Source organism: Lentzea aerocolonigenes, assembly GCF_000974445.1.
Lineage (GTDB): Bacteria > Actinomycetota > Actinomycetes > Mycobacteriales > Pseudonocardiaceae > Lentzea > Lentzea aerocolonigenes.
This window is the reverse complement of the sequence record NZ_BBOJ01000009.1, coordinates 129,507-155,115: the sequence shown is the minus strand read 5'-3', so window position 1 is coordinate 155,115 and position 25,609 is coordinate 129,507. Positions and strand designations below refer to the sequence as shown.

Here is a 25,609-nt window from a genome sequence, read left to right as displayed (position 1 = left end):
TCGACCACATTCGAATCGAACAATGCTCACCGGAAATGCGTTCGCGGATTCGGAAAGACCGAGGGCCCGCAGGCCGTCCGCACCGGGCGGGTGGCGCGAACGGCCTGCGGGGGATCGGGGGACGGCGTCAGGACGGGTTCACGAGCACTGCGCGCCGTTCAGCGTGAAGCCGTTCGGCGCCGCGGCCTGTCCGTTGGCCTGGTAGCCGACCGTCACGCTCTGGCCGGGAGCGAGGTCGGGGCTCCAGCCCGGCGCGGTGGCGGTGACCGTCGAGCCGCTCTGCGACACGGTCGCGTTCCAGCCGTTGGTCACCGAGACACCGGACGGAGCGGTCCAGGTCGAGCGCCAGTTGTTCGCGGTCGACGATCCGCTGTTGGTGAGCGTCACCTCGGCGGTGAAGCCGCTCCCCCACGAGTTGGTGATCTTGTGCGAGGCACGGCAGGCCGCGGGACCGCCGGGGTTCGGGGTGGTCGTGGTCGTGGTGGGGCCACCACCACCGCCGTCACCGGAGGGCGAGAACGAGAAGGAGTTCACCGCGAGCCCGGGTCCGCCCTGCCAGGGTTCGAACCCGAACTGCACGCTCGTCAGGTACCAGGAGGTCTGCACCTGGCCCCGGCGCACGGCGTCGTTCGCGAACTCGGCGAGGTTCAGGTCGAGCGAGCTGGTGGTCTGCTGGCGGACGTAGGAGATGACGTTCCAGCCGATGTTGCCGACCCAGACGTCCCAGCCGGTACCGGCGAGGGACGCGGTACCGACCTTGCTGCCGATGGGCTGCGGCGGACCCTGGTGGCTGCCCCAGATCATCAGCTCGGCGCCGGTGTTCTGCCCCGGCTGGTTGGGGTTCGGGTCGAACCACAGGTCGTAGGAGGCGTTCCAGGAACCGCTCGCGGTGCTGTAGGAGACGCTGGCGGAGAGCGTGCCGAACCTGTTGACCTGCAAGGGAAGTCCGCTGCCGCTGGAGCAGTTGCCGTAGTGGCAGCCCGCGTAGATCGACGGGTAGGCCGCGGGCGCTCCGTTGGTCGGCACGTTGTGGTTGCCGGAGGTGATGGCGAAACCGTTGTCGGAGACGCTGATGCACTGGCCGTCGCTCGCGCCCCACTCGTTGTTCTGGACGACGTACCGCCCACCCTGGACCTTGGTCGAGCCGAACTTCTCGCAGATCGTCGTGGCGGCGGTGGCCTCGGGTGCGCTGTTGGCCACCACCAGCCCCGCCACCGCCGTGACGGCGGCCAGCAGCAGTGCCGCCGGCCGGAGGGTTCGAACACGCATGGCGAACAACTCCTTTGTTGATCGGGGGTGAGGGTGCCGGCGCGTCCCCCGTGTTCGGGGACGCGCCGGCGCCGACCTGCTAGCCGAAGAGCTCCGCGTGCAGCGAGAACGCCGTGGCGATCTCGGCCTGCGCCCAGAACCGGTGGTAGGTGAAGGTCGGAGCGGGACCACCGTCGAGGTAGCGCTGCACCTTCGGCCAGTCCGGGTCGTTCTTGTAGAAGGAGCGGATCGACAGGAACGTGGAGTCCTGGCCGATCTTGTCGCCGTTGGGCATGGTGCCCGTCCAGCCCGGCGGGACGTAGACGCCCTCACCGGTGGTGGCGTTGTACTTGTCGTCGAACCGCTTGTAGTCCTCGCGGGTCTCCGGGATGGCGATGCCCTTGGCGTCCTGGTGGGACAGCAACGCCGTCAGCAGACCCTCACCCGTGGTCCGCGCCGGGCCGTTGCCCGCCTTGGCCGCGTAGTTGAGCAGGGTTTTGGCGAACGACGCCGCCACACCGACGTCCTGGCTGGAGTTCAGCACCTTCACCCGCAGGTTCGCGTTCGCACCAGGCGAGGCCGGGTTCCAGTTGTCCGGCGCGCCGGTCCACTCCAGGTCGTTCGGGATCTGGAACGCCCCGCCGGCACCGACCGTGGTGTTGGCGAGCGCCCACGGCACCCACTTGTCGAGGATCTTCTTGGCTCGCGGGTCGCCGGTCTTCTGGTACAGGGCGGCCGTGCGTTCCATCTGCCACACCTGGAAACCGAACCACCGGTTCGACGGCGGGTCGCGCCACACCGGGTGCGCGTCGTAGAACATGCCGTAGAACGTGGGCGTGCCGGCGGGAGGCTTGCTGTACGAGCCCTCCCAGCTGTTCGTGACACCACCGGCGATGGCACCGTCGGACGACTGCAGCCACTGCAGGAGCTCGAGCTGACGGTCCATGCTCTTGGCCCAGTCCTGCTGGCCCGTGGCCGACTTCGGCTTCAGCGCAGGAACGTTGGCCAACGCGTACGCCGCCAACGGGTTCTGGTAACCCTGGTGCGAGGCACCGTCACCGATGCGCCACGCCCAGCCGGCGCTCGTGTCGGTCGCACCGCCCCAGGCGTAGTACCAGGACATCAGGTAGTGCTCGCTGTCCTTGCCGGTGGCCGCGGGGCACGTCGTCGGGCTGGTGCAGTCGCCGATCTTCTTGAAGTACTTGTCGAACATCGCGTACCTCAGGTAGTCGCCCATCTTCGCGGCCTTCGCGAGCTCGGGCGCGATCTGCGACTGCTTGCCCTGCTCGGTCGCCCACTGCTCGGCGAACATCGCCACCTGCACCGCGCGGGCGTCCGCGTCCGGCGCGTTGGTGTACTTCCACTGCTTGGCGTAGGACTTGTCCTTGGTGAACAGGTCCAGGTAACCGTTGGGGCCACCGTGCTTGAACGTGTCGCAGGACGGCTGCGGGATGGTCTCCCACACCGACTCCGACGACCCGCGCTGGTAGGTGTTGATGTACGACGGCGCCGTGGTGCCGTCACCGCACCGGCCGAAGCCGAGGGTGTTGTCGACGTCCAGCAGCCAGTGCATGCCGTAGATGTCGTCCGTGCCGTACGCCGCCTTCAGCTCGGCCGCAATCGGGTCGGATCCCACCGGGACGCTGCTGTCCAGTTCGGACGGATAACCGGTCATCCTGTCGTGCTCCGGCGCGTACGTCGCGGGCTTGGCCGCGTTGTACTTGTCGTTGGTCGGCTGGTCCGCTTTGGCCGGGATGATGAACTTCTCCATCGACGCCCACGCCGACTTGAACGGAGCCCAGTCGCCACTGATCTTGCCGTAGCTCGCCTCCAGCCACAGGTAGTAGCTGAACGCCTCGGAAGTCGTCTGGTGCCCGTGGTCGGGCGCCTCGACGTTGAGCGTCTCCACCGCGTGGTACGGCACCAGCAGCTCGCCGAACTTGCGGAAGTAGCCGCTCGCCGGGTCCTTGATCTTGTTGTACTGGGTGAGGAACGCCTCCTGGAACTTCGGGATCGTCGAGGAGATCTCCTTGGCCGTCACCGAAGCCGGCGTGAAGCCGGGCGCGGTGGCGGAGAAGACCGCCGACGCCAGGTCGCCGCCGTTGGCCGCGGAGGTGACGGTGACGTCCTGCGGCGTGTTCCAGTTGGTCGTGCTGAACGTCAGCGACGTCGGCGCCGCGGTGAGGTCCGCGCTGCCCGACGACCGGGCGACCGCGACGGTGACCGAGGACGACGGCTGGCTCGCCAGCGTCACCGCGAAGGTCGCCTTGTCGCCCTGCTTGACGTTGATCGTCGCCGGGGAGGCCACGATCGTCGCCCCGGCCAGCACCTTCACCGGTACCGGCGCCGTCGTCGTGACAGCACCGAGGTTGTCGGTCGCGCGAGCGGCGACGGCGTGGTCACCGACGGAGGCTCCAGCCCACGATCCCTCGTAGGGAGCGGTGGTGTCGGTGGAAAGGACGACGCCGTCGGCGATGAACTCGACCTTCGACACCGTGCCGTCGCTGTCGGACGCGGTGGCCGCCAGCGGAATCGTCTGTCCACTTTGGAAGGACTGACCAGCCGTCGGCGAGGTCACCGCCACCGACGGCGCCTTGTTGGCGCCACCACAGGACACACCGTTGACCGCGAAGTCGGTCGGTTTGCCGTTGGCCCCGCCTCGCGTGCCCTGGAAGCCGAAGGCCGCCGAACCGCCGGCGGGGATGTTCTTGTTCCAGTCCACGGGCGTGACGCTGACCTTGGCACCGGACTGCGTGTGGCTGCCGTTCCACAGGTTGGTGATCTGCTGTCCGTCCGGGAACGTCCAGCTGAGCGTCCAGCCGTTGATGGCGTCGCCCTCGTTCTTGATGGCGACGTCGGCGACGAAGCCGTTGCCCCAGTCACTCGTGATGCTGTAGTTCACCGAGCACGCCACCGCGGCCTGCGCGACGGCCGGCATCACCGCCGCGGTGACGATCGCGGCCGCGACAAGGGCGACAGGCCCACTGCGCAACCGTCCCGCTCTGGTCCGGTACCTCATTCGTTCCTCCTCCGTCACGGGTCAGCCGTTGACCCGCGGGCCTGGATTCGGTGCGGGACGCCTGCGCACGCCGAACGTCCCGCACCGAGGTGTGAAGTCACCGCTCACCCGGCAGCCGTGGCGAAGTCCGCCGCGCCGGGTGGAGCAGGAGCTGCGCTTGCCGCGGGAGGTGCCCGCGAAGCGGTGGAGCTAGCCGATGGGGCTGTGCAGGGCGGACGCGCAGAACCGGAATGGTCTGCCCGAAAACCCGCCGGATCGGGCCGGGCCCGATCGCGCGAACAGGACTGCCGCAGTCGCTGATGTCGCTCTCGACATGCGCCGATGCATGTGAGCCTCCAATGACAGGGGATTGCAAGAGGCTGATCTGGGAGCGCTCCCAGAAGCGGACTGTAACGGAGAAGAAACCTCACCAAAAGAGGGTCCACCCACAATTTGGTCCGACTGCCGACATCAAACCCGCAAACGTCCGCCGATTGTTCGCTCGCGCTACCCCAAAGGGCGGACAAAAGCAGGCAGAACCTCCGGGTCAGTTCACAAGCGTGAAGACCGGTCGACACTGAATCGATACGAGCACCAACGCTCCTGCCGCCGTTCGGCCCACGACAAGGCGAGTTGAGTTCACATCAGCGAACCGTTACATCGGCTAATTAAGATCTGCTAGGCCGTATGGCCTTACCTTTTCCGCCACTCGACGCGAGCTCCAGCACTCTCGAAACAGATTGGACAAAAGTTTCCGGGACGTTATCCGTCACCGAAATGGCGCAACGCTACACACGGTATATCTACAGAAAGTAACTTGCACGCGCAAGGAAATCGTTACACGCCGATTCCCCGCATCAGGCTCGGCTCCAAAGCACCACCGAGCGTGCAAAGGCGCAGACCGCTGATCATTGATTCGTAGTTCGACGAATTCTTCCTGAATTGGTCTTCGTTGGTTACTGTCCCGACCTCACTGGGAGCGCTCCCAGATCAGCCCCGGCAACGATGCTGCGAGGACCCCTCATGCGATCAACGAATCTGGTGCGCGGCGGCTCAGCCGTCGCGGCACTGACGCTCTGCGCGAGTGCGCTGGTACTGGTGGGCAACCAGGCCAGTGCGGCCGCCGGGTGTTCGGTGGACTACCAAGCCAACCAGTGGGACACCGGGTTCACCGCGAACGTCACGGTGAACAACCTGGGTGACGCGATCTCCGACGGCTGGACCCTGGAGTGGGACTTCGGCGGCAACCAGCGGATCACGAACCACTGGAACGCCACGATCACCCAGTCCGGCCAGCACGTCACGGCGAAGAACCCCGACTGGGCCAAGGGTTTGGCGGCCGGCGGGTCGCACAGTCTCGGCTTCCAGGCTTCCTTCTCCGGCACGAACGACAAGCCGTCGAGCTTCAAGCTCAACGGCACGGCGTGCACGGGCGGTCCGGTTGAGACCACGACCACCACGACGACGACCACCACCACCACGACCACCACGTCGGAGGATCCCGGCAACCCCGACGGGCACGTGGCGAACCCGTACGCGGGCGCGGCCGGCTACCTCAACCCCGACTACGTCACCCAGGTCAACACCCTGGCGACCAGCACGGGTGGCGCACTCGGCACGGCGATGCGCAAGGTGGCGGAGAACTCGACGGCCGTGTGGATGGACCGCATCGGCGCGATCACGGCGGGCCGCGGCCTGCGCGGTCACCTGGACGAGGCACTGCGTCAGCAGGCCGCGGCCGGCCGGCCCCTGGTGTTCCAGGTCGTCGTGTACGACCTGCCCAACCGCGACTGCTCGGCGCTGGCGTCCAACGGGGAGCTCGAAGTCAGCAAGAACGGTCTGGCGCGCTACAAGTCCGAGTACATCGACCCGATCGCCTCGATCCTGGGTGACTCGAAGTACCGCGACCTGCGCATCGTGGCGATCATCGAACCCGACTCGCTGCCCAACCTCGTCACCAACACCGCCAAGCCCAAGTGCGCCGAGGCGAAGTCCAGCGGCGCGTACGTGCAGGGCATCCAGTACGCGCTCGACAAGCTGAGCGCGTTCTCGAACGTCTACAACTACCTCGACATCGCGCACTCCGCGTGGCTGGGCTGGGACAGCAACATCGTGCCCGCCGTGCAGCTCTACACCGACGTGGTCCGCGGCACGACGAACGGCTTCGGCAGCGTCGACGGCTTCGTCTCCAACACCGCGAACTACACCCCGGTCGAGGAACCCCACCTGACCGACCCGATGAAGACCGTCGGCGGCCAGCCGCTGAAGTCCGCGAAGTTCTACGAGTGGAACCCGTACTTCGACGAGGCCGACTTCGGCGCCGAGCTGCACCGGCGGTTCGTGGCGGCGGGCTTCCCGAGCAGCATCGGCATGCTGGTCGACACCTCCCGCAACGGCTGGGGCGGCGCGAACCGTCCCGCCGGCGCGACCGGGTCCACTGTGGACGACTACGTCAACTCCGGGCGCATCGACCGCCGCCTGCACCGCGGCAACTGGTGCAACCAGACCGGAGCGGGCATCGGTGCGCGACCGCAGGCCTCGCCGCGGCCGAACTTCGACGCCTACGTCTGGATCAAGCCGCCGGGTGAGTCCGACGGCATCGCGACCAAGACCAGTGGCCCGAACGAGGAAGGCAAGCAGCACGACCCGATGTGCGACCCGGCCTTCCGCGGCGACCAGCAGTCCAACGGCGGCAACCTCACCGGCGCGATGCCGAACGCACCGCACGCCGGCGTCTGGTTCCCGGCCCAGTTCAAGTCGCTCGTCGAGAACGCCTACCCGGCGCTGTAAGGAGATTCGTCGCATGCGCAACAAAGCTGTTGCGAGCGGCGTGGTGGCGGCGACACTCCTCGCGGGTGTCTCCGCTCTCGCCGCCGGAAACACCGCCCAGGCTGCCCCGTCACCGTTCTACGTGGACCCGGACACCAGCGCGGCCAAGTGGGTCGCGGCCAACCCCGGCGACTCCAAAGCGCCGATCATCCGGGAACGCCTCGCGGCCACCCCGCAGGCCAGGTGGTTCACCACCACCAACACGGGCACCGTGCGGGGAGAGGTCGACGCCTTCGTGGGCGCCGCCGCGTCCGCGGGCAAGATCCCGATCATGGTCGTCTACAACATCCCCAACCGCGACTGCGGTGGCCCGAGCGGTGGCGGCGCGCCGTCGCACGACGCCTACCGGGCGTGGGTCGACCAGGTGGCGGCGGGCATCGCGGGACGTCCGGCGGCGATCGTGCTGGAACCGGACGTGCTGCCGCTGATGTCGAACTGCCAGTCCGCCGACCAGCAGAACCAGACGAAGGCGTCGATGGCCTACGCGGGCAAGAAGCTCAAGTCGGGTTCGGCGCAGACCAAGGTGTACTTCGACATCGGCCACTCGGCATGGCTTTCACCGGGTGAGGCCGCATCACGGTTGCGCGCGGCCGACATCAGCAACAGCGCCGACGGCATCGCCACCAACGTCTCCAACTACCGGTTCACCGGCGACGAGGTGTCCTACGCGAAGTCGGTGCTGAACGCGGTGGGCGACTCGCGGCTCAAGGCCGTGGTCGACACCAGCCGCAACGGCAACGGTCCCGCCGGCAGCGAGTGGTGCGACCCGGCCGGGCGTGCGATCGGCACGCCCAGCACCGACCAGACCGGTGACGGCCAGATCGCGGCGTTCCTGTGGGTCAAGCTGCCGGGCGAGGCCGACGGCTGCATCGCACCCGCCGGCCGGTTCGTCCCGCAGCGCGCGTACGACCTGGCTGCCGCCGGCAACTGGCAGCCGACCAGCACGACGACAACCACCTCCACCACGACGACCACCCCGCAGGGGCCGGGTACGTGCAAGGTGACCCACAGGGTGGTCAGCTCGTGGTCGTCCGGTTACACCGGCGAGATCGTCATCGAGAACGGCGGTCCTGCCGTCGACGGCTGGACGCTGACGTTCTCCGCGCCGGGAGTGACCGTCACCCAGGGCTGGAACGGGACCTGGACCGACACGGGCGACGCCGTGCGGGTCCAGAGCGAGTCCTGGAACGGCAAGCTCGCGACGGGCGGTACCGCGACCGTCGGGTACAACGCGAGCTACAACGGCGGCACCCCACCGTTCCTCTCCCCCGCCATGAACGGCAAGGCGTGCGCCTGAGCCGCGACCGGCCCTGACCGCGTGTCCTCTCCGGTCCCTCCCGCCCGGAGAGGACACGCACCTGCCAGGACCTGTTCCAACGTCCACACGCGACTCACGCGGCGCCACGCCGAGAACCGCTCGGCGGTGATCATCCGGCCCACGACTGGCCGACCACGCCGTGGGCAACGCGGGGTGGCCACGCGACCGGATCGAGCACACCCCAAAGGTAGGCGTTCGAGATCGCCGACGGCCCGCTGCCGGCTTCGAGGAGGGTCAACAGGGTGGTCATCCGGTACCGGACCGACCGAGTCGTCATCTCGATCCCGGCGGCGACCTGCTCGACGGTCCACCCTTCGGCGATCCGTTCGAGGATCCGCGCGTTCGACCTGCTCAGGGTGAACCCCGTGTGCGGCTGACCGGACGGCTGCACGGCGGCCACGAGCGCACCACCATCGGCGTGCACCACCACCTTCAGCAGCTGGCGCATCCGCTGTCGGCGGACGCTCAGGTGCTCGCGGAAGAATCCTTCGCCCTTGGCCTGCAAAGAAAGACACTGCGCCAGCAACAGCACTTCGGCTTCGCTTCCGAACAGGCGGACGAACTCCGCCCCGACGAGGTCGTCGCACGCACAGCAGAACTGGTCCGCGAATCCCTCAGTCACCTCGCACAGCTGAAAGGAGTCGTCCAGCGACGCGAGGTTGCGGCCACTGGTCTCCGGCACCGCATCCAGAATCGACATCGGTTCACCACCACGCAGTCAAAGCACGAGAAGCCGATCCGATCACGCGCACCGGGGCGTGCACCATGCGCGAACGACGAGACCGATTCCGCGTTTCAGGGAGCCTTGAAAACGATTACTCCACCTGTTCGACGTGTTTCGACTCGAAATGCGTCGAACGCGCAAGTCCAGAATTGCGGAAGGTTCTTCCGCGTTTCGAGGAAGCGTCGTAGCCTGCCGAGACGAGATCAGCCGTTCGGGCGAACACCTCTTGGTTCGTTCGCCCGAAGACTTCTGGGCACTGGGGGAACGATGAGACGACCGCACTTCGCCGTGAGCGCCAGACCCGGCAGATGGCTCCTGGTCGCCGCCCTTCTCCTCGTCAGCGCGGCAGGCGCGTGCGGAGGCGGCGAGCAGCAGACACCAGCCCTGGCCACGACGTCCCCACCGGACTTCCCCACGCTCGTCGAGCCTCCCGAGGCGCAGGACGTCACCGTCCGGAAGGTGGTCGACGTGCGGACCGTCCAGCTCTCCGACGGCCAGGAGATCAAGGTCAAGGGGCTCGCCGCACCCGACGAGTGCTGGAGCGACGCGGCGACGACGTTCGCGAGGACCATGCTCCTCGACAAGCCGGTCGACACGACGCCGGCGGGCTCCCTGCGGCTGGCGGACGGCACCGACTACGCGGTCATCGCGGTCGAGCTCGGCATGGTGCGCAGCGAGACGACCGACGACCGCCTGCTGCAGGAGGCGGAGGCGAGCGCTTCCGAGAAGCGGCTCGGCCGTTGGGGGCCACCCTGCGTCCAACCGGCCGCCGGCACGCCATCCCCGGCGGCACCGGCCCCCACCACTCGCACCACGACCGCGAAACCGAAGCCGGTCAACGGTTGTTCGGTCGCCTACCGCGTCACGCACACCTGGCCCGGCGGCTTCCGCACCGACGTGACCATCGGCAACACCGGCAACACCGACGTCAACGGCTGGACGCTCAAGTGGACGTTCGCCAACGGCCAGACGGTCTCCGAGATGTGGAACGCGACCCCGAAGCAGGCAGGCGGTGACGTCTTCGCGACCGCCGTGTCGTACAACCAGACCATCCGTCCCGGCGAGACACTGCTGATGGGGTTCACCGCCGGGAGCGGCAGCACCAACGCCGACCCACGCGCCTTCACCCTCAACGGGCACGCCTGCACCCTGGCGTAGGAGAAGAGACCTGGCTGCCGGGTGCCGCTGCCTTTTTCTTCCGTTCCGCACGCGGCTTTGACGCCGTGGTCGCCGTGGATCACGATGTCCGGGGTGACCGAGCCGAGGAGTGCGACCTGATGGCGCGCAGGCCCACGGTGTACGACGTCGCCGAGAGGGCCGGGGTGTCCATCGCGACGGTGTCGTTCGCTTTCGCCCAACCGGAACGGGTGCGCAAGAAGACGCTCGACACCGTGCTGGCCGCCGCTGCCGCCCTGGGTTACGTGCCGAACGTGAGTGCGCGCGGGCTGGCGAAGGGACGCACCGGCGCCATCGGCCTGTACTCCTTCAGCTACCTGCTCGACGACGGAGAACGCGACGAACTGCGGGCGCGTGCGGCCGATGACGCACGCCTGTTCCCGCTGTACTCCGACCTGGTCCAGCGGGGCGTGGAACTCGAGTGCCGCCGCCGGGGTCTGGCGCTGATGCTCGGGTCGGGGACCGTGCCGGACGACCTGCCCGCCGTGGTCGACGTCGCCGGACGCGTCGACGGCCTGATCGCGTTCGCCGGCGCCGCGCCTGCCGAGGCCCTGGCCCGCATCGCGCGCCGGATTCCCGTGGTCGAGCTCGGCGGTGAGACGACCGCGGCCGGCACGCGGACGGTCCTGGTCGACCACCGATCGGGCATGCGCCGGTTGGTCGAACACCTGCTGCGCGAGCACGGACACCGCCGATTCACTTACGTCGGCGAGGAAAGCGTGACGGCGGAGTTCGCGGAACGCTTCGGCGGCTACTCCGACGCCCTCACCGCCGCGGGCCTCGCGGTCGACCCGCCGTTGCCGAGCGCGCCCGCCAAGGAGGCGACCACCCGTGCCGCGCTGGCACCCGTTCTGGCTCGCGGACACCTTCCCGACGTCCTCGTGTGCGCGACCGACCAGGAAGCACTGGTCGTGCTGAACGTGCTGCGCGACGCCGGCATCGACGTTCCCGGCCAGGTGGCGGTCACCGGTTTCGACGGCATCATCGCCACCCGCCTGTCGTCGCCTCCGCTGACCACGGTGCAGCAACCGATGGAGGCCATCGGCCGCACGGCGGTGCGACTTCTTCTCGAGGAGGAAACAGGAGAGGTGGGGCCTTTGCCGACCGAGCCCGTCATTCGAGCCAGTTGTGGCTGCCTTTCCTCGAATTGACCTTGTCGAATGCTCGTCGATCAGCTGCACCAACCTTGACCACCCAAATCTAAGCGCTTAGATTTCGGCCCACGTCGCCTCGCCTTCACAGACGGATCGGATCGTTCAGCACGCCTCGCCGCGGATCCATCTACAGCAAGGGACAGTGAAGTGTTGAGTCTGTTCAACGCACGCAGAATCGCGCACCGAGTTCGTCTCACGGCCTGTGCTCTGGCCGCGCTGCTGCTGACCGGGGCGTTCACGGCGACCGGTGCCCAGGCTGAGCCGCGGCCGGGTGATGCGATGAGGACCGTCGCCGCGATGCAGCCGGGCTGGAACCTGGGCAACACGATGGACGCCATCCCCGACGAGACGTCGTGGGGCAATCCGCGCACGACGCAGGCCTTGTTGCGGCACGTGCGTTCCCAGGGCTACAAGAGCATCCGCATCCCGGTGACGTGGAGCAACCACCACGGTGCCGCGCCGGGGTACACCATCGACACTGCCTGGTTGAACCGAGTCCGCGAGATCGTCGACTGGTCCCTCGCCGAAGGCCTCTACGTGATGATCAACCTGCACCACGACTCGTGGCAGTGGATCAACACGTATCCGAGTGATCGCGCGACCGTGCTGGCGAGGTACACCGCCCTGTGGTCGCAGATCTCCACGACGTTCCGCGACCACCCCTCGAAGCTCGTGTTCGAGAGCATCAACGAACCGCAGTTCGCCGGCACCTCCGGAACAGAGGAGGACGCCAGGGCCCTGCACGAGCTGAACGCGGAGTTCCACCGGATCGTCCGCGGCTCTGGCGGCCGCAACGCCACCCGCCTGCTCGTCCTGCCCACCGTGCACACCGCCTCCGACCAGCCCCGGCTGGACGCGTTCCTGGCGAGCTACAACCAGTTGCGCGACACCAACATCGCCGCGACAGTCCACTTCTACGGCTTCTGGCCGTTCAGCGTGAACATCGCCGGTTTCACCCGCTACAACGCGGAGGTGGAACAGGACCTCGTCAGCACCTTCGACCGCGTGCACAACACGTTCGTCTCCCGCGGCATCCCGGTGATCATCGGCGAATGGGCGCTGCTCAACTACGACCACACCCGGCCGGGCGTGATCGAACGCGGCGAGTTCCTGAAGTTCCTGGAAGCGGTCGGCTACCACGCCCGCCTCCGCAACCTCACCACGATGATCTGGGACGCGGGACAGTTCCTGAACCGCAACGAACTTCGCTGGCGCGACCAGGGTCTGCACGACCTGATCAGGAAGAGCTGGACGACGCGGTCCGGCACGGCCTCGTCCGACCAGATCTACCTGCCCCGCACCGGCGCGATCACGGCGCAGTCGTTGACGCTCAACCTGAACGGCACGTCGTTCCGGCGATTGAGGCAGGGCAACACGAACCTCGTCAACGGCAGCGACTACACCGTGTCCGGTACCACCCTGACGCTCACCGCGGCCGCACTCACCCGGCTCGCCGGCAATCGCGCGCACGGCGTCAACGCCACCATCGAAGCCCAGTTCTCCCAAGGCGTGCCGTGGCAGATCAGCATCATCAGCTACGACCCGCCGACGCAGGCCGACGCCACGGGCACGACCACCTCGTTCAGCATCCCCACCCGGTTCCACGGCGACCAACTCGCGACCATGGAAGCGAAGTACGCCGACGGACGCCCCGCGGGACCGGCGAACTGGACCACGTTCAAGGAGTTCTGGCAGCACTTCCAGCCCGACTACAACGCGGGCGGGATGATCCTCAAGCCGGCGTTCTTCGACGAGGTCGCCGACGGCCGGGTGACCCTGACGTTCCACTTCTGGAGCGGCACGAAGATCACCTACTACATCACCAGGTCCGGCACCTCGGTGACCGGCAGCACGAGCTGACGGAAAAGATCCCCGGCCTGCGTACCTGATCCGGCACGCAGGCGCTCACTCCACTGGCGCGGCACCGCTCCGAGCCACCGCAGATCGGAGCTGACCATGTCCTGGCGAGCACGCCCTCTCCTGGTTGTGCTGGCGTGCCTCGCTCTGCTCGCGGGAATCGCACCCGCGAGCGTGGCGGCACCGCCGGCGAAGGTCGAAGGGCTCACCACGAACGGCAGGGTGAACCCGCTCGGCCTTCCCGGTGCGGCGCCGGTGTTCGGCTGGAAGTCCGCGTCCTCGCGCAGGGCGATGACGCAGACCGCCTACGAGCTGCGGGTCGGGTCTTCACCGGGAGCGGCCGACGTGTGGCGAACTGGGAAGGTCAAGTCGTCCCACCAGGCCGACATCGCCTACGGCGGACCGGCTCTGGCCTCGGCGACGCGGTACCACTGGCGCGTGCGGATCTGGGACGACAAGGGCGTTCCGAGCGCCTGGAGCCGTCCGGCGTGGTTCGAGACGGGTCTGCTCACCCCGGCCGACTGGGGATCGGCGGCCTGGATCGGCAAACCCGCACCGGTCCACGACCAGTGGACCGACTACACGGCGATGGTGAAGTTCCGGCTGAACAACGAGGCGTTCGGCACGTTCCTGCGCGCGAAGGACGCCGGCAACGCGTACATGTGGCAGCTCAACGTCGGCACGTCCGCCGCGTCGGTCCCGATGCTGCGACCGCACCGGCGTCTCGACGGCGGCTACGCGTTGCTCGCCGAGGTCGACCTGCGGCCGTTCGGGTTCACGCGTGCCGGACTGCTCGCCGGTGACCACACGGTCGCCTACACCGTCCAGGGCGACACCATCCGGACGGTGCTGGACGGCACCACCGTCGACACGCGCACCGTCTCGGACTTCCCCGTCGGACGGCCGGGCTTGCGGACGTGGGAGAAGGAATCGGTGACGGTGACGTCGTTCACCGCGACCAAGCCCGACGGCACCGTGCTGGCCGCTCCCGAGCTCGCCGTGCCCAACCCCTTCACCGGTGGCAGCCTCGAGAACCACGAGCTGACCGTCACGGGGACCACCGACGCACTGCTGGTGGGCAGCGACTCCTACGAGCCGCTGCTGCGGACGTCGTTCCGGACCCTGCAAGGGAAGAAGGTGGCGCAGGCGAGGGCGTACGCCTCGGCGCACGGCGTGTACGAGCTCACTCTCAACGGCCGCAAGGTCGGCGACCAGTTCCTCGCACCGGGTTACACCGAGTACGCCAAGCGCATCCAGTCGCAGACCTACGACGTGACAAACCTCGTCCAGGCCGGAGGAAACGGCTTCGGGGCCGCGTTGGGTGACGGCTGGTGGGCGGGCAAGGTCGGGCTGGCGGGCAAGGGGCAGTACGGCAGCGACCTGGCCCTGATCGCACGGTTGAAGATCACTTACACCGACGGCACCGTCCAGTGGGTCGACACGACACCGGGCTGGCGTTGGCAGAAGGGACCGTTCGCCGCCACCGACAACCAGATCGGCGAGACCTACGACGCCCGGTTCGCGCAGCGGGGCTGGACCGACGCCGGGTTCGACGACTCGTCGTGGCAGCCGGTGGTCGTCCGGCCGTCCGACACCGCGAAGCTGACGCCGCAACCGGACGAGCCGGTGCGCGAGACCCGGGTGCTGGACGCGGTGGCGGTCACGACGCCCCGTCCCGGCGTGACGATCTACGACCTCGGGCAGAACATGGTCGGCGTCGCGCGGGTGAAGATCACGGGGAAAGCCGGTGACACGGCCCGGATCCGGCACGCCGAGGTGCTCAACCGCGACGGAACGACGTACGTGGAGAACCTCCGCGCCGCCACCGCCACCGACCACTACCGGTTCGCGACCGACGGCACGGTGACCTACCAGCCGACGTTCACCCAGCACGGCTTCCGCTACGTCGAGATCACCGGCCTGAGCACCCCGCCGGCCGCGGCGGACGTGAAAGGTGTTGTCTGGGGCTCGGACCTGAAACGCACGGGAACGCTGAGCACCTCCCACGGCATGCTGAACCAGTTGCACAGCAACGTGACCTGGGGTGCGCGGGGCAACTTCCTCTCGATCCCGACCGACACTCCCGCTCGCGACGAGCGACTGGGCTGGACCGGCGACATCAACATCTTCGCGCCGACCGCCACCTACCTCAGCGACATGCGGGCGTTCCTGGGCAAGTGGATGGCCGACGTGCGCGACGAGCAGAAGAGCAGCGGCTCCATCCCGGCCGTCGTGCCGTCCACCAACGGCGCGTTCGACGAGAGCGGAGTCGGCTGGGAGGACGCGATCATCACCGTCCCGCACGCCCTGTGGCGCGCCTACGGGGACACCAGGGTGGTGCGGGACAACTACGAGGCGATGAGCCGGTTCTTCGCCCACGCCAGGGCGAGCGCCGGACCGGACAACCTGGAGACCGGGCGGCTGACGTTCTTCACCGGCGACTGGCTGAACCTCGACGACCCGTCGGACCAGGGAGTCATCGGCACGGCCATCTGGGCACAGGACGTGCGGATGATGGCCGACATGGCCAGGGCGGTCGGCCGTGACGCCGAAGCCGCCGAGTACGCCCGGCTCCACGAGGACGTGCGCACCGCGTTCACGAACGCCTACGTGGCAGCGGACGGCACGGTGCTGGGCAACTCGCAGACCGGCTACGCCCTCGCGCTCGGCATGGACCTCGTCACCGGTGCCGCCCTGAAGGCCAAGGCCGGCGCGAAGTACGTGGCGAAACTCGCGGAGAGCGACAACCACCTCAGGACCGGTTTCATCGGCACGCCGTGGCTGCTCGTGGCGTTGTCCAACATCGGCCGTGACGACCTCGCCTACGCCCTGTTGTCCAAAGAGGACTACCCCTCGTGGGGCTACGAGATCGGCAAGGGCGCCACGACCATCTGGGAGCGCTGGAACTCGATCCAGCCCGACGGCTCGTTCGGCCCGGTGGACATGAACTCCTTCAACCACTACGCCTACGGCGCGGTCGCGGACTGGATGCACCAGTACATCGGCGGCATCCGGATCAAGGAGGCCGGCTACCGCCGCAGTGTCGTCGAACCGCACATCGGCGGCGGGCTCACGCACGCCGAAGGCAGCATCGACACCGTGTACGGCGCGCTGGCGAACACGTGGTCGGTGAAGGGCAACGAGCTCACGATGACGGTCACCGTGCCGGCCAACACCACCGCGGAAATCGTGATCCCTTCTGACGGCAACGGTTCGGTGAGGGAGTCCGGCAAGCCGCTGCACGCGGCGCCCGGAATCCTCGGCGTCACTCGTGATCCGGCCAGGAACGCCACCGTCGTGACGGTCGGTTCCGGTCGGTACAGCTTCACCGCGTCGAGAGCAACCGGACGGTGAAGGCCACGAGAAGGGCAACGGCTCCCACCGCGAGCAGGGCCGCGGACAGGCCACCGAGGGTGCCGGCGAGAGCCAGCACGGCGAGCGGGCAGGCGAACTGGCCGATGAACACGGCCGAGGTCCAGATTCCCGTTCCCCTGCCGCGCTGTTCGAAGGTCAGTGAGCCCAGCGCCCAGGTGAGCAGCGCGGGGAGCATCAGGCCGTTGCCCAGTCCGGCGATCACGGCGCTGACGGCGGCGACCGGCACGGTGCCGGCGAGTGCGAGGCCGAGGATTCCGAGGCCGCACAGGACGAACGCGGCCGGGACGGTGATCCCCGGACCGAAGCGGGCGAGGCGGGCGTACCCGGCGGCGGCGATCGCGGTGGCCAGCGAGCCGATGGCGCTGACCGCGCCGATGGTGGCGGTGGACGTGACGCCGATGCGATCGAGCACATAGGACAGTTCGACGATGAGGACGTAGAACACGAGACCACCGACGAGACTGACGCCGACCGGGACCAGCAGGGTCCGCCACGGCAGCGCGGGCAGCTTCGCCCGCGGCTGGGCAGGCGGCTGCCAGATGTGGCGGGCGGCCAGGAACGCGAGCGGCAGGCTGACCGCGTAGAGCCAGAACGGGGTGCGCCAGCCGTTCGCGCCGAGCAGTCCTCCCACGGCGAAGAACACGGTCGCCGCGACGGTGGTGTACACGACCTGGAGCCCGAAGTAGCGCTGGCGCTGGGCACCGTGGAAGTAGTCGGCGAGCAGGGTCGTGCAACAGGTCATGATCGCGGCCTCGGTGAGGCCGACCAGCACGCGGCTGGCGACGATGAGTGGCAGGGAGGCCAGCCACAGCGGCGCGGTGCCGACGAAGGCGTATACGACGAGGGCGCCGACGAGCAGCCGCTTCCGTCCGAGGCGGTCGATGATGCGGCCGGCCAGCGGCGCGGTGAGGCCGATGACGAGGGCGGGCACCGTCAGCACGACCGGCGTGAGCGTGGCGACGCCGGGAGTGTCGGCGAAGGCGTTCTGGATGGCGGGGAGAACGGGTGCGAGCAGCACCGCGCCGAGCACCGACAGGCAGCTGGACAGCAGGAGCACCACGGCCTGGGCGGTACCGGCGGGCCTGCCGGTGGCCGGGTCCTGGACAGGCGCGGCGACGGGGTGCGCGGAAAGCGTGTGGTCCGACACGGGCATCTCCGGGGGTAGGCGCCGGTCCTCGATGACCTGCGTCACGCCGAAGTGTCAGCAGCCGCGAACGGCCAGGGAAATCACTTCTGCCTAAGTGGACTATCCGTGCCGTCGATGCGGATCTCATCGCCGGTCATGACCGCGGCCGCGCGCACGAAAAGGTCGCGCAGGTAACGATGTTCGGGGTCGTCGTCGTGCATCGGGTGCCACCACATGGCCTCCACCAGCGGGCTGACCTCGACCGGGCACGGCAGCACGCGCACGCCGAGCTCGACGGGGACGCGGTCCGCCAGACGCCGCTGCAGCAGGGCGACCCGGCCGGTGTCGCGGACCAGGCCCGGCACGGTCAGGAACGTCTCGGTGATCACCTGGATGTGCGGCTCGACACCGGACATCCGCATCTGCTGCACGGCGGGTGTGTAGGCGGTGGGCCCGTGGTAGGTGACCACCCACGGCATGGTCGCCAGCTGCTCGACGGTGAGCGCGTCACCCACCTCGTCGTTGCTCGCCGCGACGAGGCACGCCCACTCGTCGCGGTAGAGGTCGTGGTGGGGGAGGTCTTCCACGAACCCGTGCGGCATGACCATGAGATCGGCGTTGACCAGCGTCCTGGCGGCGTCGTCGACCAGGGTGGTCGTGTTGGTGTTCATCCGCAGCCGGGTGCCCGGCGCCTCGTCCGCGAGCAGCCGTGCCACCGCCGAACCGAGGGTCGCCACAGCGTAGTCGCTGATCAGCACGGAGAACTCGCGGGTCGACGACGCCCGGTCGAAGTCCGGTTCGGCGGCGAACACCCGCTCCGCACCGGACAGCACCACCCGCACGCGTTCCTTGAGCTGGATGGCGAGCGGGGTGAGCCGGTACTGGTTGCCCGCCCGCGCGAGCAGGTCGTCGTGGAAGTGCCTGCGCAGCCGGGCGAGCTGGGCCGACACCGCGGGTTGGCTGAGGCCCATCTGTTCGGCGGCACGGGTGACGCTGCGCTGTTGCAGCAGCGCGTCCAGCGCCACCAGCAGGTTCAGGTCGAGGCGCGCGAGGTTCACGTCCAGAACGGTATCAACGGCAGTGATATCGCGCATAGAAGAATTCGGCTTCCCTGATGCGCACGCTGACCGCGATCGTCTGGTCATGGACCGGAACGATCCCGAGGGCGCGATCGCGGCGGCGGCGAAGCGGTGCTCCAACTGGGGCCGCTGGGGCGCCGACGACGTCCTGGGCACCCTGAACTTCCTCACCGACGCCAAGCGCAGGGAAGGCGCGGCGCTCGTCCGCAGGGGCGCGAGCTTCTCGCTGGCGCAACGGTTCGACGCGAACGGCCCGCAGCGGGGCTGGCGGCGGCGCACCAACCCCGTGCACACGATGCTCGACACCGGCGTGGACGCCGAGCGCGGCACCCAGGGCTTCCCGCACGGCATCGGCGGCGCCGACGACGTGATCTTCATGCCGTTGCAGGCCTCGACGCAGTGGGACGGCCTCGGCCACATCTTCGACCACGGGCTGGCCTACAACGGCCGCCGCGCCGGGGACGTCGTGACCAGCGAGGGCGATCAGGTCACCGGCATCGAGACCACGGCCGGGCTGATCGCGGGCCGCGGCGTGCTGCTGGACGTCGGACGTGTGTCCGGAGTAGACGGTGAGCTGCCCGACGGCTTCGCCATCACCACCGAACACCTGGAAGCCGCGATCGCGACGCACGGACCCAGCGCGCGGGTCGGCCGGGGTGATCTCGTGCTGGTGCGGACCGGGCGGCTGACCAGGGCCAGGAGGGAGGGCTGGGGCGACTACGCGGGCGGCGACTCCCCCGGCCTGTCCTTCAGCACGCTGGACTGGTTGCACGGCAACGAGATCGCCGGGATCGCGACCGACACGTGGGGTGTCGAGGTGCGGCCCAACGAGTTCGACGGCGCGTTCCAGCCGCTGCACCAGGTGGCGATCCCGCACATCGGCCTGTTCCTGGGCGAGATGTGGGACCTCGACGCACTCGCCGCGGACTGTGCCGCGGACGGCGTCCACGAGTTCTGGCTGACCGCCGCCCCGTTGCCCGTGACCGGCGCGGTCGGCGCCCCGGTCGCCCCCATCGCAGTCAAGTAGGTCGCAGTCAAGTAGACCGCACGGACGAAGGAGTCCTCATGCCCGCGGTGAACAACGTGCTCGTGATCGGCGGTGGTCTCGCCGGGACGGCAACAGCGATCCAGCTCACGCGCCACGGTGTGGCCGTCGACCTCGTCGAGGTCAAGCCCGACATCGCCGCCATCGGTTCCGGGATCACGTTGCAGGGCAACGCCTTGCGCGAGTTGCGGCGGCTCGGGGTGTGGGAGCGGGTGAGCCGGGCGGGATTCCCGTACAACAACCTCGGCCTGCGTGCCCCCGACCGCGACGGCACGCTGCTCGTCGAGTTCCCGGACGTGCGCAGCGGTGGCCCCGACCTGCCGGCGACGATGGGCATGCCCCGCCCACTGCTGGCGCGGATCCTGCTGGACCAGGCAATCGCGACCGGGGTGAAGACCAGTTTCGGCGTCACCGTGGCCGGGCTGGAGCAGGACGCCACCGGAGTCGAGGTCACGTTCACCGACGGCTCGGCGGGCAGGTACGACCTGGTGGTCGGTGCGGACGGCATCCGTTCGGCCACCCGCCGGATGCTCGGCATCTCCGTGGACCCGAGACCCGTGGGCATGGGGATCTGGCGCGTGTTCGGCCCTCGCCCGGCGAGCGTCACCCGCACCGACCTGTACTACGGCGGACCGTGCTACCTCGCCGGGTACACCCCGACCGGTGAGGACTCGCTCTACGCCTACGTCGTCGAGGACTCGGGTGACCACAGTGGACTGACACCGGAGCAACGGCTGGCGCGGGTGTGCGAGCTCGCCTCGGCCTACCACGGACCGTGGGACGACATCCGGTCCGCGCTCACCGATCCGAGCCGGGTCAACTACACCAACTTCGAGACCCACCTGCTGCCGGCGCCGTGGCACCGCGGCCGGGTCGTGCTCATCGGCGACGCCGCCCACTCGTGCCCGCCCACCCTCGCGCAGGGCGGTGCCATGGCGCTGGAGGACGCGACGGTGCTGGCCGAACTGCTGGTCGAAGGCGACGTCCTGGACGACGCGCTGTGGGACGCGTTCACCGCGCGCCGCCACGCCCGCGCCGCGGAGGTCGTGGCGGCGTCGAACCAGATCGCCCAGTGGCTGCTCGACCACGAGCAGGGCGACATCCCCGGCCTCGTCCACCGCATCGGCGACCTCGTGTCCCAGCCCGCGTGACCCTCACTGGAGGAACCATCGTGACCGACCGCCTGATCACCCACCTGCGGCACGTCGACCTCGCCGTGCCCGACCTCGCCCGCCAGCAGGACTTCTTCACCGGTGCCTGGGGCCTGACCGCCGAGCACGGCGACACCGGCATCTCCTTCCTGGCCGCCGAAGGCTCGCCGGAGCAGTACGTGGTCCGGCTGCGCCAGGCCGCCGACAAGCGGATCGACCTGATCGCTTTCGGCGCCGCCAGCCCGTCCGACGTCGACGCCCTCGCCGCACGACTGGCCGTCGCGGGTGTCACGCTCGTCAGCGAACCGGGCGTGCTGCTGACCCCCGGTGGCGGCTACGGGTTCCGGTTCTTCGACAACGAGGGCCGCACCATCGAGGTGAGCGCCGACGTCGCGATCCGCAAGCACCGCAAGGTGGAGGAGGGCGAGTCCGTCCCGGTGCGACTGTCGCACGTGGTCGTCAACTCCGCGGATCCCGAGGGCACCGTCGCGTTCTACGAGCGACACCTGGGTTTCCGCCTGTCCGACACGCTGATGCACCCGCGCATGGGCGAGATGATGTGGTTCCTGCGGGTGAACTCCTGGCACCACAGCATGGCCATCGCGCGGGGCCCGCACCCGTCGCTGCACCACGCCTCCTTCGAGCTGCGTGGCCTCGACGAGTACATGCGCGGCACCGGCCGCCTGCTGAGGGCCGGGGTGGAGAAGATCTGGGGACCCGGCCGGCACCTGGCCGGCAACAACACCTTCAGTTACTTCCTCGACCCGCACGGCAACACCGTCGAGTACACGACCGAGCTGGACGAGGTCGACGAGGACACCTGGCACCCGCACCTCTACGACTTCAGCCAGCCAGAGGTCTCCGACCAGTGGGGCACGGCCAACGCGATGAACGAGTTCGTCGCGCAAAAGTCCTTCAACGACCCCGACAAGGGCCTGTTCGTCGCCCCGCCCGTGTGAGGAATCCTGATGCGTTTCGCCACCTATGAGCTGGACGGCGCGGTGCACGCGGGCGTGGTCGCGGACGACGGCCTGCACGCCCTGCCTTCCGGCACCACCGTGCTCGACCTCGTCCGCGCCGGACTGCCGGCGGCACTGGCCGCCGGTGCCGCCGCACTCACCGGCCCGCCCACTCCCCTTGACCGGGTTCGCCTTCTGCCACCGCTGGCACCGCCCACCGTCCGTGACTTCGTGGCGTTCGAGGAGCACGTGGAAGGCGTCGTCGCCAGTGTGTCCGGTGGCTCCGGCGTGCCAGCGGAGTGGTACGAAGCACCGACGTTCTACTTCACCAACCCCTACGCGCTCATCGGTGCCCACGACGATGTTCCGGTACCACCGGGCTCGCGGCTGCTCGACTTCGAACTGGAAGTGGCGGCGGTCGTCGGGCGTGATGGGTCCTCACTGACGCCCGCCCAGGCCCGTGACGCGATCTTCGGCTACACGGTGTTAAACGACTGGTCCGCCAGGGACCTGCAACGCCGCGAGATGAAGGTCAACCTCGGCCCGGCCAAGGGAAAGGACTCCGCCACCACGCTCGGCCCGTGGCTCGTGACGGCCGACGAGCTCGCGCCGTTCCACGACGAGGACGGGTTTCTCGCGCTGGACCTGCGGGTTTCGGTCAACGGCGCCGAGGTCGGCCACGACCTGCTGTCGAACATGGGCTGGCCGTTCGAGGAGCTGGTCTCCTACGCCTCCCGCGGCACGTGGGTCCGCGCCGGCGACGTGCTCGGGTCCGGCACCTGCGGCAACGGCGGCTGCCTCGCCGAGCTGTGGGGCAGGCGCGGTGAGCAGGACCCGCCGGCGCTGCGGCCGGGTGACGTCGTCGAGATGACGGTCGAGGGCATCGGGACCATCCGCAACCGGGTCGTGGCGGGGATCGACCTGCCGCCGGTCCGCGCTGCCCGTTCCCGGACGCGTGCCCGGTGACGGGCCGGGTGGCGGGGAAGGTCGTGCTCGTCACCGGAGCCGGTCGTGGACTGGGCGCGGCGGTGGCACGTCTGCTCGTCGTGGAGGGCGCCGAGGTGATCGGTGTCGACCTCGACTCCTCCGACGAGTCCGATGTGGACTTCCACCGGTTCGATGTCACCGACGCGGACGGCTGGTCCGATCTCGTCGCCCACGCCGCGCGGCGGTACGGGCGCATCGACGGCCTGGTCACCAGCGCGGGCATCACCCTGCGCCCGCGGCTGGGCGAGCTCGATCCCGCGGACCTCGCCCGCGTCCACGCCGTCAACGTCGGCGGCGTGCTGCTGGCCGTCCAGTCCGTGCTGCCGCTGATGAACGCCGGCGGCTCGATCGTCACCCTCGGCTCGGCGGCCGCACTGACCGGGCACTACCCGCTCGCCTACACCACCAGCAAGTGGGCCGTGCGAGGACTGACGAAAAGCGCCTGCCTGGAGCTCGGTGGTCGCGGCATCCGCGTGAACGCCGTGCATCCCGGCTACATCGAGACACCCATGACCGCGTCGGCGTCCCCGGCGTTCCGCGACGCGAACATCGCCGAGACACCGTTGGGCCGCACCGGATCCGCCGACGAGATCGCACCGCTGGTGGTGTTCCTGATCAGCGACGACGCCTCGTTCATCACCGGCGCCGAGATCCCCGTCGACGGCGGCCTGACCGCCCACGGCGGAGTGAAGTCGATCAGCGACGCCCTCCGCACCTGACCACGAGAGGACCAACCGTGTTCGAGTACTTCCCCGGCAACTACGTGTGGAACCTGAGCGTTGTGGCCACGCTCAACAGCGGCGGCCTGATCGACGAGGTCGACCGCGCCTGCCGGCCGATCCGCGAGGCCGCCGGACGCGGTGAGGACGCCGGCACCACCGAGTTCCTCCAGGCGTGGACACAGCTGGCCGACGCTCTGGTCGGCCAGGCGGAGGCAGCCGAGAAAGCCGGCCGCACCCGGAACGCGGGCCGCCTCTACGCGCGGGCCACGAACTACCTCGTGCAGGCCGAACGCATGCAGAGCGCGTCCTCCCCCGACCGCGTCGCCACCTACGAGCGGTGCCTCGACCTCATGCAGAAGTCCTTCGCCCTGGCCGATCCCCGCACCAGCCGGGTCTGGATCCCCTTCGAGGGCACCACTCTGCCCGCGTACTTCACCAAGGCACCCGCGGCCGACCACGGCCCGGCGCCCGTGATGATCATGTGGAACGGCCTGGACAGCACGAAGGAGCACATCTACCTGTCCGGGGTCTCCGACGAGCTCGCCGCACGCGGCATCTCGACGCTCATGGTCGACACCCCCGGCTCCGGCGAGGCGCTGCGCCTGGGCGGCCTGACGTCACGGATCGAGACGGAGGTGTGGGCCGCCGCGTGCGTCGACTACCTCGAAACTCGCGACGACGTCGACCCGCGACGAATCGGCCTGGCCGGCTGGTCGCTCGGCGGCTACTACGCCCCGCGAGCGGCCGCGTTCGAGAAGCGCCTGGCGCTCGTCGTCGCCTGGGGCGCCAACCACGACTGGGGCGCGGTGCAACGCCGCCGCGTCGAACGCGAGGGCGAACGCCCGGTCCCCCACTACTGGGAGCACGTCCTGTGGGTGTGGGGTTTCGACGACCTCGACTCGTTCCTCACCCACGCCGACGACGTGCGGCTGGACGGAGTCGTGGAGAAGATCACCGTGCCGTTCCTGATCTGCCACGGCGAGAACGACCGGCAGATCCCGCTGGCCTACGCGCACCGCTCCTACGACCAGGCGGTCAACAGCCCCAAACGCGAGCTGCGGATCTTCACAGCGGAAGAGGGCGGCGCGGAGCACATCGGCTTGGACCACCTGCCGCACGTCCGGGACTTCGTCGCCGACTGGGTGGAGGAGACCTTCGCCAGCTTGCCGCCTGTCCCTGACTCTGCGAGTGGTGCTGGTGCATCGGAGACACGTGGTCAGTGTGAGAACGGCTCGACGCAGGAGTTCTCACCGGTGTGACCGTCGACGGACAGGCGCAGACTGCCTGGCGTGAGGTCACCGAGCACGCAGGCGGCACCGATCTCGAGGGCGAAGAAGACCCCCGGTGCGAGTTCGCGCATGCCCACCGGCGTGCGGACGTACTGCACGGTGGCGTCGGCGAATCCCTGGTCCGCCAACGCCTTTCGCGTCGGGTCCAGTGCGAAGTCGCCGGCGCCGCACAGCGCCGCCAGCGGCTGCTTGATCTTCTCCGCGGCGGTCGCGCCGGCCTGACGGGCCTCCGGTGACAGACCCTTGCGGACCTTCCAGCCGTTGTTCTCCGCGTTGTGCGGCGCGACGTCCGGGGTGTGGCTGCCGGTCGGGCGTGCGGCGGGAGGCGTGGTCGTGGTGGTCGCGGGCTCGGGGAGGTTCACCTGGACGGCGCACGGCCCGTTCGGCGGCACGTACGTCGGCTGGACCGGCTCGCTCGTCGGCAGCACGGTGACGACCGTGGCGTCAGCACCACCGTCCGACCCCGCGGTGTTCCGCCGGGCAGCGCAGCCAGAGGAGAACAGGAGCGCGACAACAACGGTGACGACGACAGCACGCATGGTCCGACCCTGGCACGAGTTCCGGCGTTCAGG

18 protein-coding genes are annotated in these 25,609 nt (G+C 69.0%); 12 read left to right on the top strand and 6 right to left on the bottom strand.

Going from position 1 to position 25,609, the window contains the following annotated elements; genetic code table 11:
- Window positions 1–138: 138 nt before the first annotated feature.
- Together AOM45_RS18910 and AOM45_RS18905 are read right to left on the bottom strand one after the other, a co-directional pair.
- Window positions 139–1,269, bottom strand: a complete 1,131-nt coding sequence (locus AOM45_RS18910; RefSeq protein WP_030466361.1) for a GH12 family glycosyl hydrolase domain-containing protein — start codon at window positions 1,267–1,269, stop codon at window positions 139–141.
- Between the two features lie 79 nt (window positions 1,270–1,348).
- The gene (locus tag AOM45_RS18905; RefSeq protein WP_030466362.1) at window positions 1,349–4,267 is read right to left on the bottom strand and encodes a glycoside hydrolase family 48 protein; all 2,919 of its coding nucleotides are present in this window, start codon (window positions 4,265–4,267) and stop codon (window positions 1,349–1,351) included.
- Window positions 4,268–5,269: 1,002 nt separating this feature from the next.
- Between AOM45_RS18905 and AOM45_RS18900 the strand changes: the two genes are divergently transcribed.
- Together AOM45_RS18900 and AOM45_RS18895 are read left to right on the top strand one after the other, a co-directional pair.
- Window positions 5,270–7,036, top strand: a complete 1,767-nt coding sequence (locus AOM45_RS18900; protein WP_030466363.1) for a glycoside hydrolase family 6 protein — start codon at window positions 5,270–5,272, stop codon at window positions 7,034–7,036.
- Window positions 7,037–7,049: 13 nt separating this feature from the next.
- The gene (locus AOM45_RS18895) at window positions 7,050–8,372 is read left to right on the top strand and encodes a glycoside hydrolase family 6 protein (protein ID WP_030466364.1); all 1,323 of its coding nucleotides are present in this window, start codon (window positions 7,050–7,052) and stop codon (window positions 8,370–8,372) included.
- Between the two features lie 130 nt (window positions 8,373–8,502).
- Here the strand turns inward: AOM45_RS18895 and AOM45_RS18890 are convergent, their stop codons facing one another.
- Window positions 8,503–9,093, bottom strand: a complete 591-nt coding sequence (locus tag AOM45_RS18890; protein ID WP_030466365.1) for a hypothetical protein — start codon at window positions 9,091–9,093, stop codon at window positions 8,503–8,505.
- Between the two features lie 291 nt (window positions 9,094–9,384).
- On the opposite strand from AOM45_RS18890, the gene AOM45_RS18885 reads away from it, so the two are divergent.
- The 4 genes from AOM45_RS18885 to AOM45_RS18870 all read left to right on the top strand — a co-directional run bounded on the left by AOM45_RS18885 (window position 9,385) and on the right by AOM45_RS18870 (window position 16,658).
- Window positions 9,385–10,275, top strand: coding sequence for a cellulose binding domain-containing protein (locus tag AOM45_RS18885; protein WP_081901934.1), 891 nt, complete (start codon window positions 9,385–9,387; stop codon window positions 10,273–10,275).
- Between the two features lie 74 nt (window positions 10,276–10,349).
- Entirely contained in the window at window positions 10,350–11,444 is a 1,095-nt protein-coding gene (locus AOM45_RS18880) for a LacI family DNA-binding transcriptional regulator (RefSeq protein WP_201780012.1), read from the top strand.
- 153 nt (window positions 11,445–11,597) lie between these two features.
- A complete protein-coding gene (locus AOM45_RS18875) occupies window positions 11,598–13,307 on the top strand; it encodes a cellulase family glycosylhydrolase (RefSeq protein WP_236703741.1) in 1,710 nt (569 codons plus the stop codon).
- Between the two features lie 96 nt (window positions 13,308–13,403).
- Complete coding sequence (locus AOM45_RS18870; RefSeq protein ID WP_081901935.1) at window positions 13,404–16,658, top strand: alpha-L-rhamnosidase; 3,255 nt, start codon at window positions 13,404–13,406, stop codon at window positions 16,656–16,658.
- On the opposite strand, the gene AOM45_RS18865 is transcribed toward AOM45_RS18870, so the two are convergent.
- Both AOM45_RS18865 and AOM45_RS18860 read right to left on the bottom strand, forming a co-directional pair.
- Window positions 16,630–17,871 (bottom strand): MFS transporter, encoded by a 1,242-nt coding sequence (locus AOM45_RS18865; protein WP_236703740.1) that lies wholly within the window; start codon window positions 17,869–17,871, stop codon window positions 16,630–16,632. The two genes, AOM45_RS18870 and AOM45_RS18865, sit on opposite strands and share 29 nt — an antisense overlap.
- 35 nt (window positions 17,872–17,906) lie before the next feature.
- A complete protein-coding gene (locus tag AOM45_RS18860) occupies window positions 17,907–18,863 on the bottom strand; it encodes a LysR family transcriptional regulator (RefSeq protein WP_030466371.1) in 957 nt (318 codons plus the stop codon).
- Between the two features lie 85 nt (window positions 18,864–18,948).
- Here AOM45_RS18860 and AOM45_RS18855 point away from each other — a divergent pair, with 85 nt between their 5' ends.
- Genes AOM45_RS18855 through AOM45_RS18830 form a run of 6 tightly spaced genes read left to right on the top strand, consistent with a single transcriptional unit; the run spans window position 18,949 to window position 25,007 of the window.
- Window positions 18,949–19,911 (top strand): cyclase family protein, encoded by a 963-nt coding sequence (locus tag AOM45_RS18855; RefSeq protein WP_030466372.1) that lies wholly within the window; start codon window positions 18,949–18,951, stop codon window positions 19,909–19,911.
- Window positions 19,912–19,949: 38 nt separating this feature from the next.
- The gene (locus tag AOM45_RS18850; protein WP_030466373.1) at window positions 19,950–21,080 is read left to right on the top strand and encodes an FAD-dependent oxidoreductase; all 1,131 of its coding nucleotides are present in this window, start codon (window positions 19,950–19,952) and stop codon (window positions 21,078–21,080) included.
- 20 nt (window positions 21,081–21,100) lie between these two features.
- Entirely contained in the window at window positions 21,101–22,039 is a 939-nt protein-coding gene (locus tag AOM45_RS18845; RefSeq protein WP_030466374.1) for a VOC family protein, read from the top strand.
- A 9-nt stretch (window positions 22,040–22,048) separates the two neighbouring features.
- On the top strand, window positions 22,049–23,005 hold the full coding sequence (locus AOM45_RS18840) for a fumarylacetoacetate hydrolase family protein (RefSeq protein WP_030466375.1): 957 nt from the start codon (window positions 22,049–22,051) through the stop codon (window positions 23,003–23,005).
- On the top strand, window positions 23,002–23,745 hold the full coding sequence (locus tag AOM45_RS18835) for an SDR family NAD(P)-dependent oxidoreductase (protein WP_236703739.1): 744 nt from the start codon (window positions 23,002–23,004) through the stop codon (window positions 23,743–23,745). Before AOM45_RS18840 ends, AOM45_RS18835 begins: the two co-directional genes overlap by 4 nt.
- Before the next feature lie 17 nt (window positions 23,746–23,762).
- Window positions 23,763–25,007 (top strand): alpha/beta hydrolase family protein, encoded by a 1,245-nt coding sequence (locus AOM45_RS18830; protein WP_051782955.1) that lies wholly within the window; start codon window positions 23,763–23,765, stop codon window positions 25,005–25,007.
- Here the strand turns inward: AOM45_RS18830 and AOM45_RS18825 are convergent.
- The gene (locus AOM45_RS18825; RefSeq protein ID WP_030466378.1) at window positions 24,965–25,576 is read right to left on the bottom strand and encodes a hypothetical protein; all 612 of its coding nucleotides are present in this window, start codon (window positions 25,574–25,576) and stop codon (window positions 24,965–24,967) included. The genes AOM45_RS18830 and AOM45_RS18825 overlap by 43 nt on opposite strands.
- Between the last annotated feature and the right edge of the window lie 33 nt (window positions 25,577–25,609).

Coding starts and splice junctions, on each gene's coding strand:
- AOM45_RS18910 (WP_030466361.1), bottom strand. CDS start 1,269: ATGCGTGTTCGAACCCTCCGGCCGGCGGCACTGCTGCTGGCCGCCGTC.
- AOM45_RS18905 (WP_030466362.1), bottom strand. CDS start 4,267: ATGAGGTACCGGACCAGAGCGGGACGGTTGCGCAGTGGGCCTGTCGCC.
- AOM45_RS18900 (WP_030466363.1), top strand. CDS start 5,270: ATGCGATCAACGAATCTGGTGCGCGGCGGCTCAGCCGTCGCGGCACTG.
- AOM45_RS18895 (WP_030466364.1), top strand. CDS start 7,050: ATGCGCAACAAAGCTGTTGCGAGCGGCGTGGTGGCGGCGACACTCCTC.
- AOM45_RS18890 (WP_030466365.1), bottom strand. CDS start 9,093: ATGTCGATTCTGGATGCGGTGCCGGAGACCAGTGGCCGCAACCTCGCG.
- AOM45_RS18885 (WP_081901934.1), top strand. CDS start 9,385: ATGAGACGACCGCACTTCGCCGTGAGCGCCAGACCCGGCAGATGGCTC.
- AOM45_RS18870 (WP_081901935.1), top strand. CDS start 13,404: ATGTCCTGGCGAGCACGCCCTCTCCTGGTTGTGCTGGCGTGCCTCGCT.
- AOM45_RS18855 (WP_030466372.1), top strand. CDS start 18,949: ATGGACCGGAACGATCCCGAGGGCGCGATCGCGGCGGCGGCGAAGCGG.
- AOM45_RS18850 (WP_030466373.1), top strand. CDS start 19,950: ATGCCCGCGGTGAACAACGTGCTCGTGATCGGCGGTGGTCTCGCCGGG.
- AOM45_RS18840 (WP_030466375.1), top strand. CDS start 22,049: ATGCGTTTCGCCACCTATGAGCTGGACGGCGCGGTGCACGCGGGCGTG.
- AOM45_RS18825 (WP_030466378.1), bottom strand. CDS start 25,576: ATGCGTGCTGTCGTCGTCACCGTTGTTGTCGCGCTCCTGTTCTCCTCT.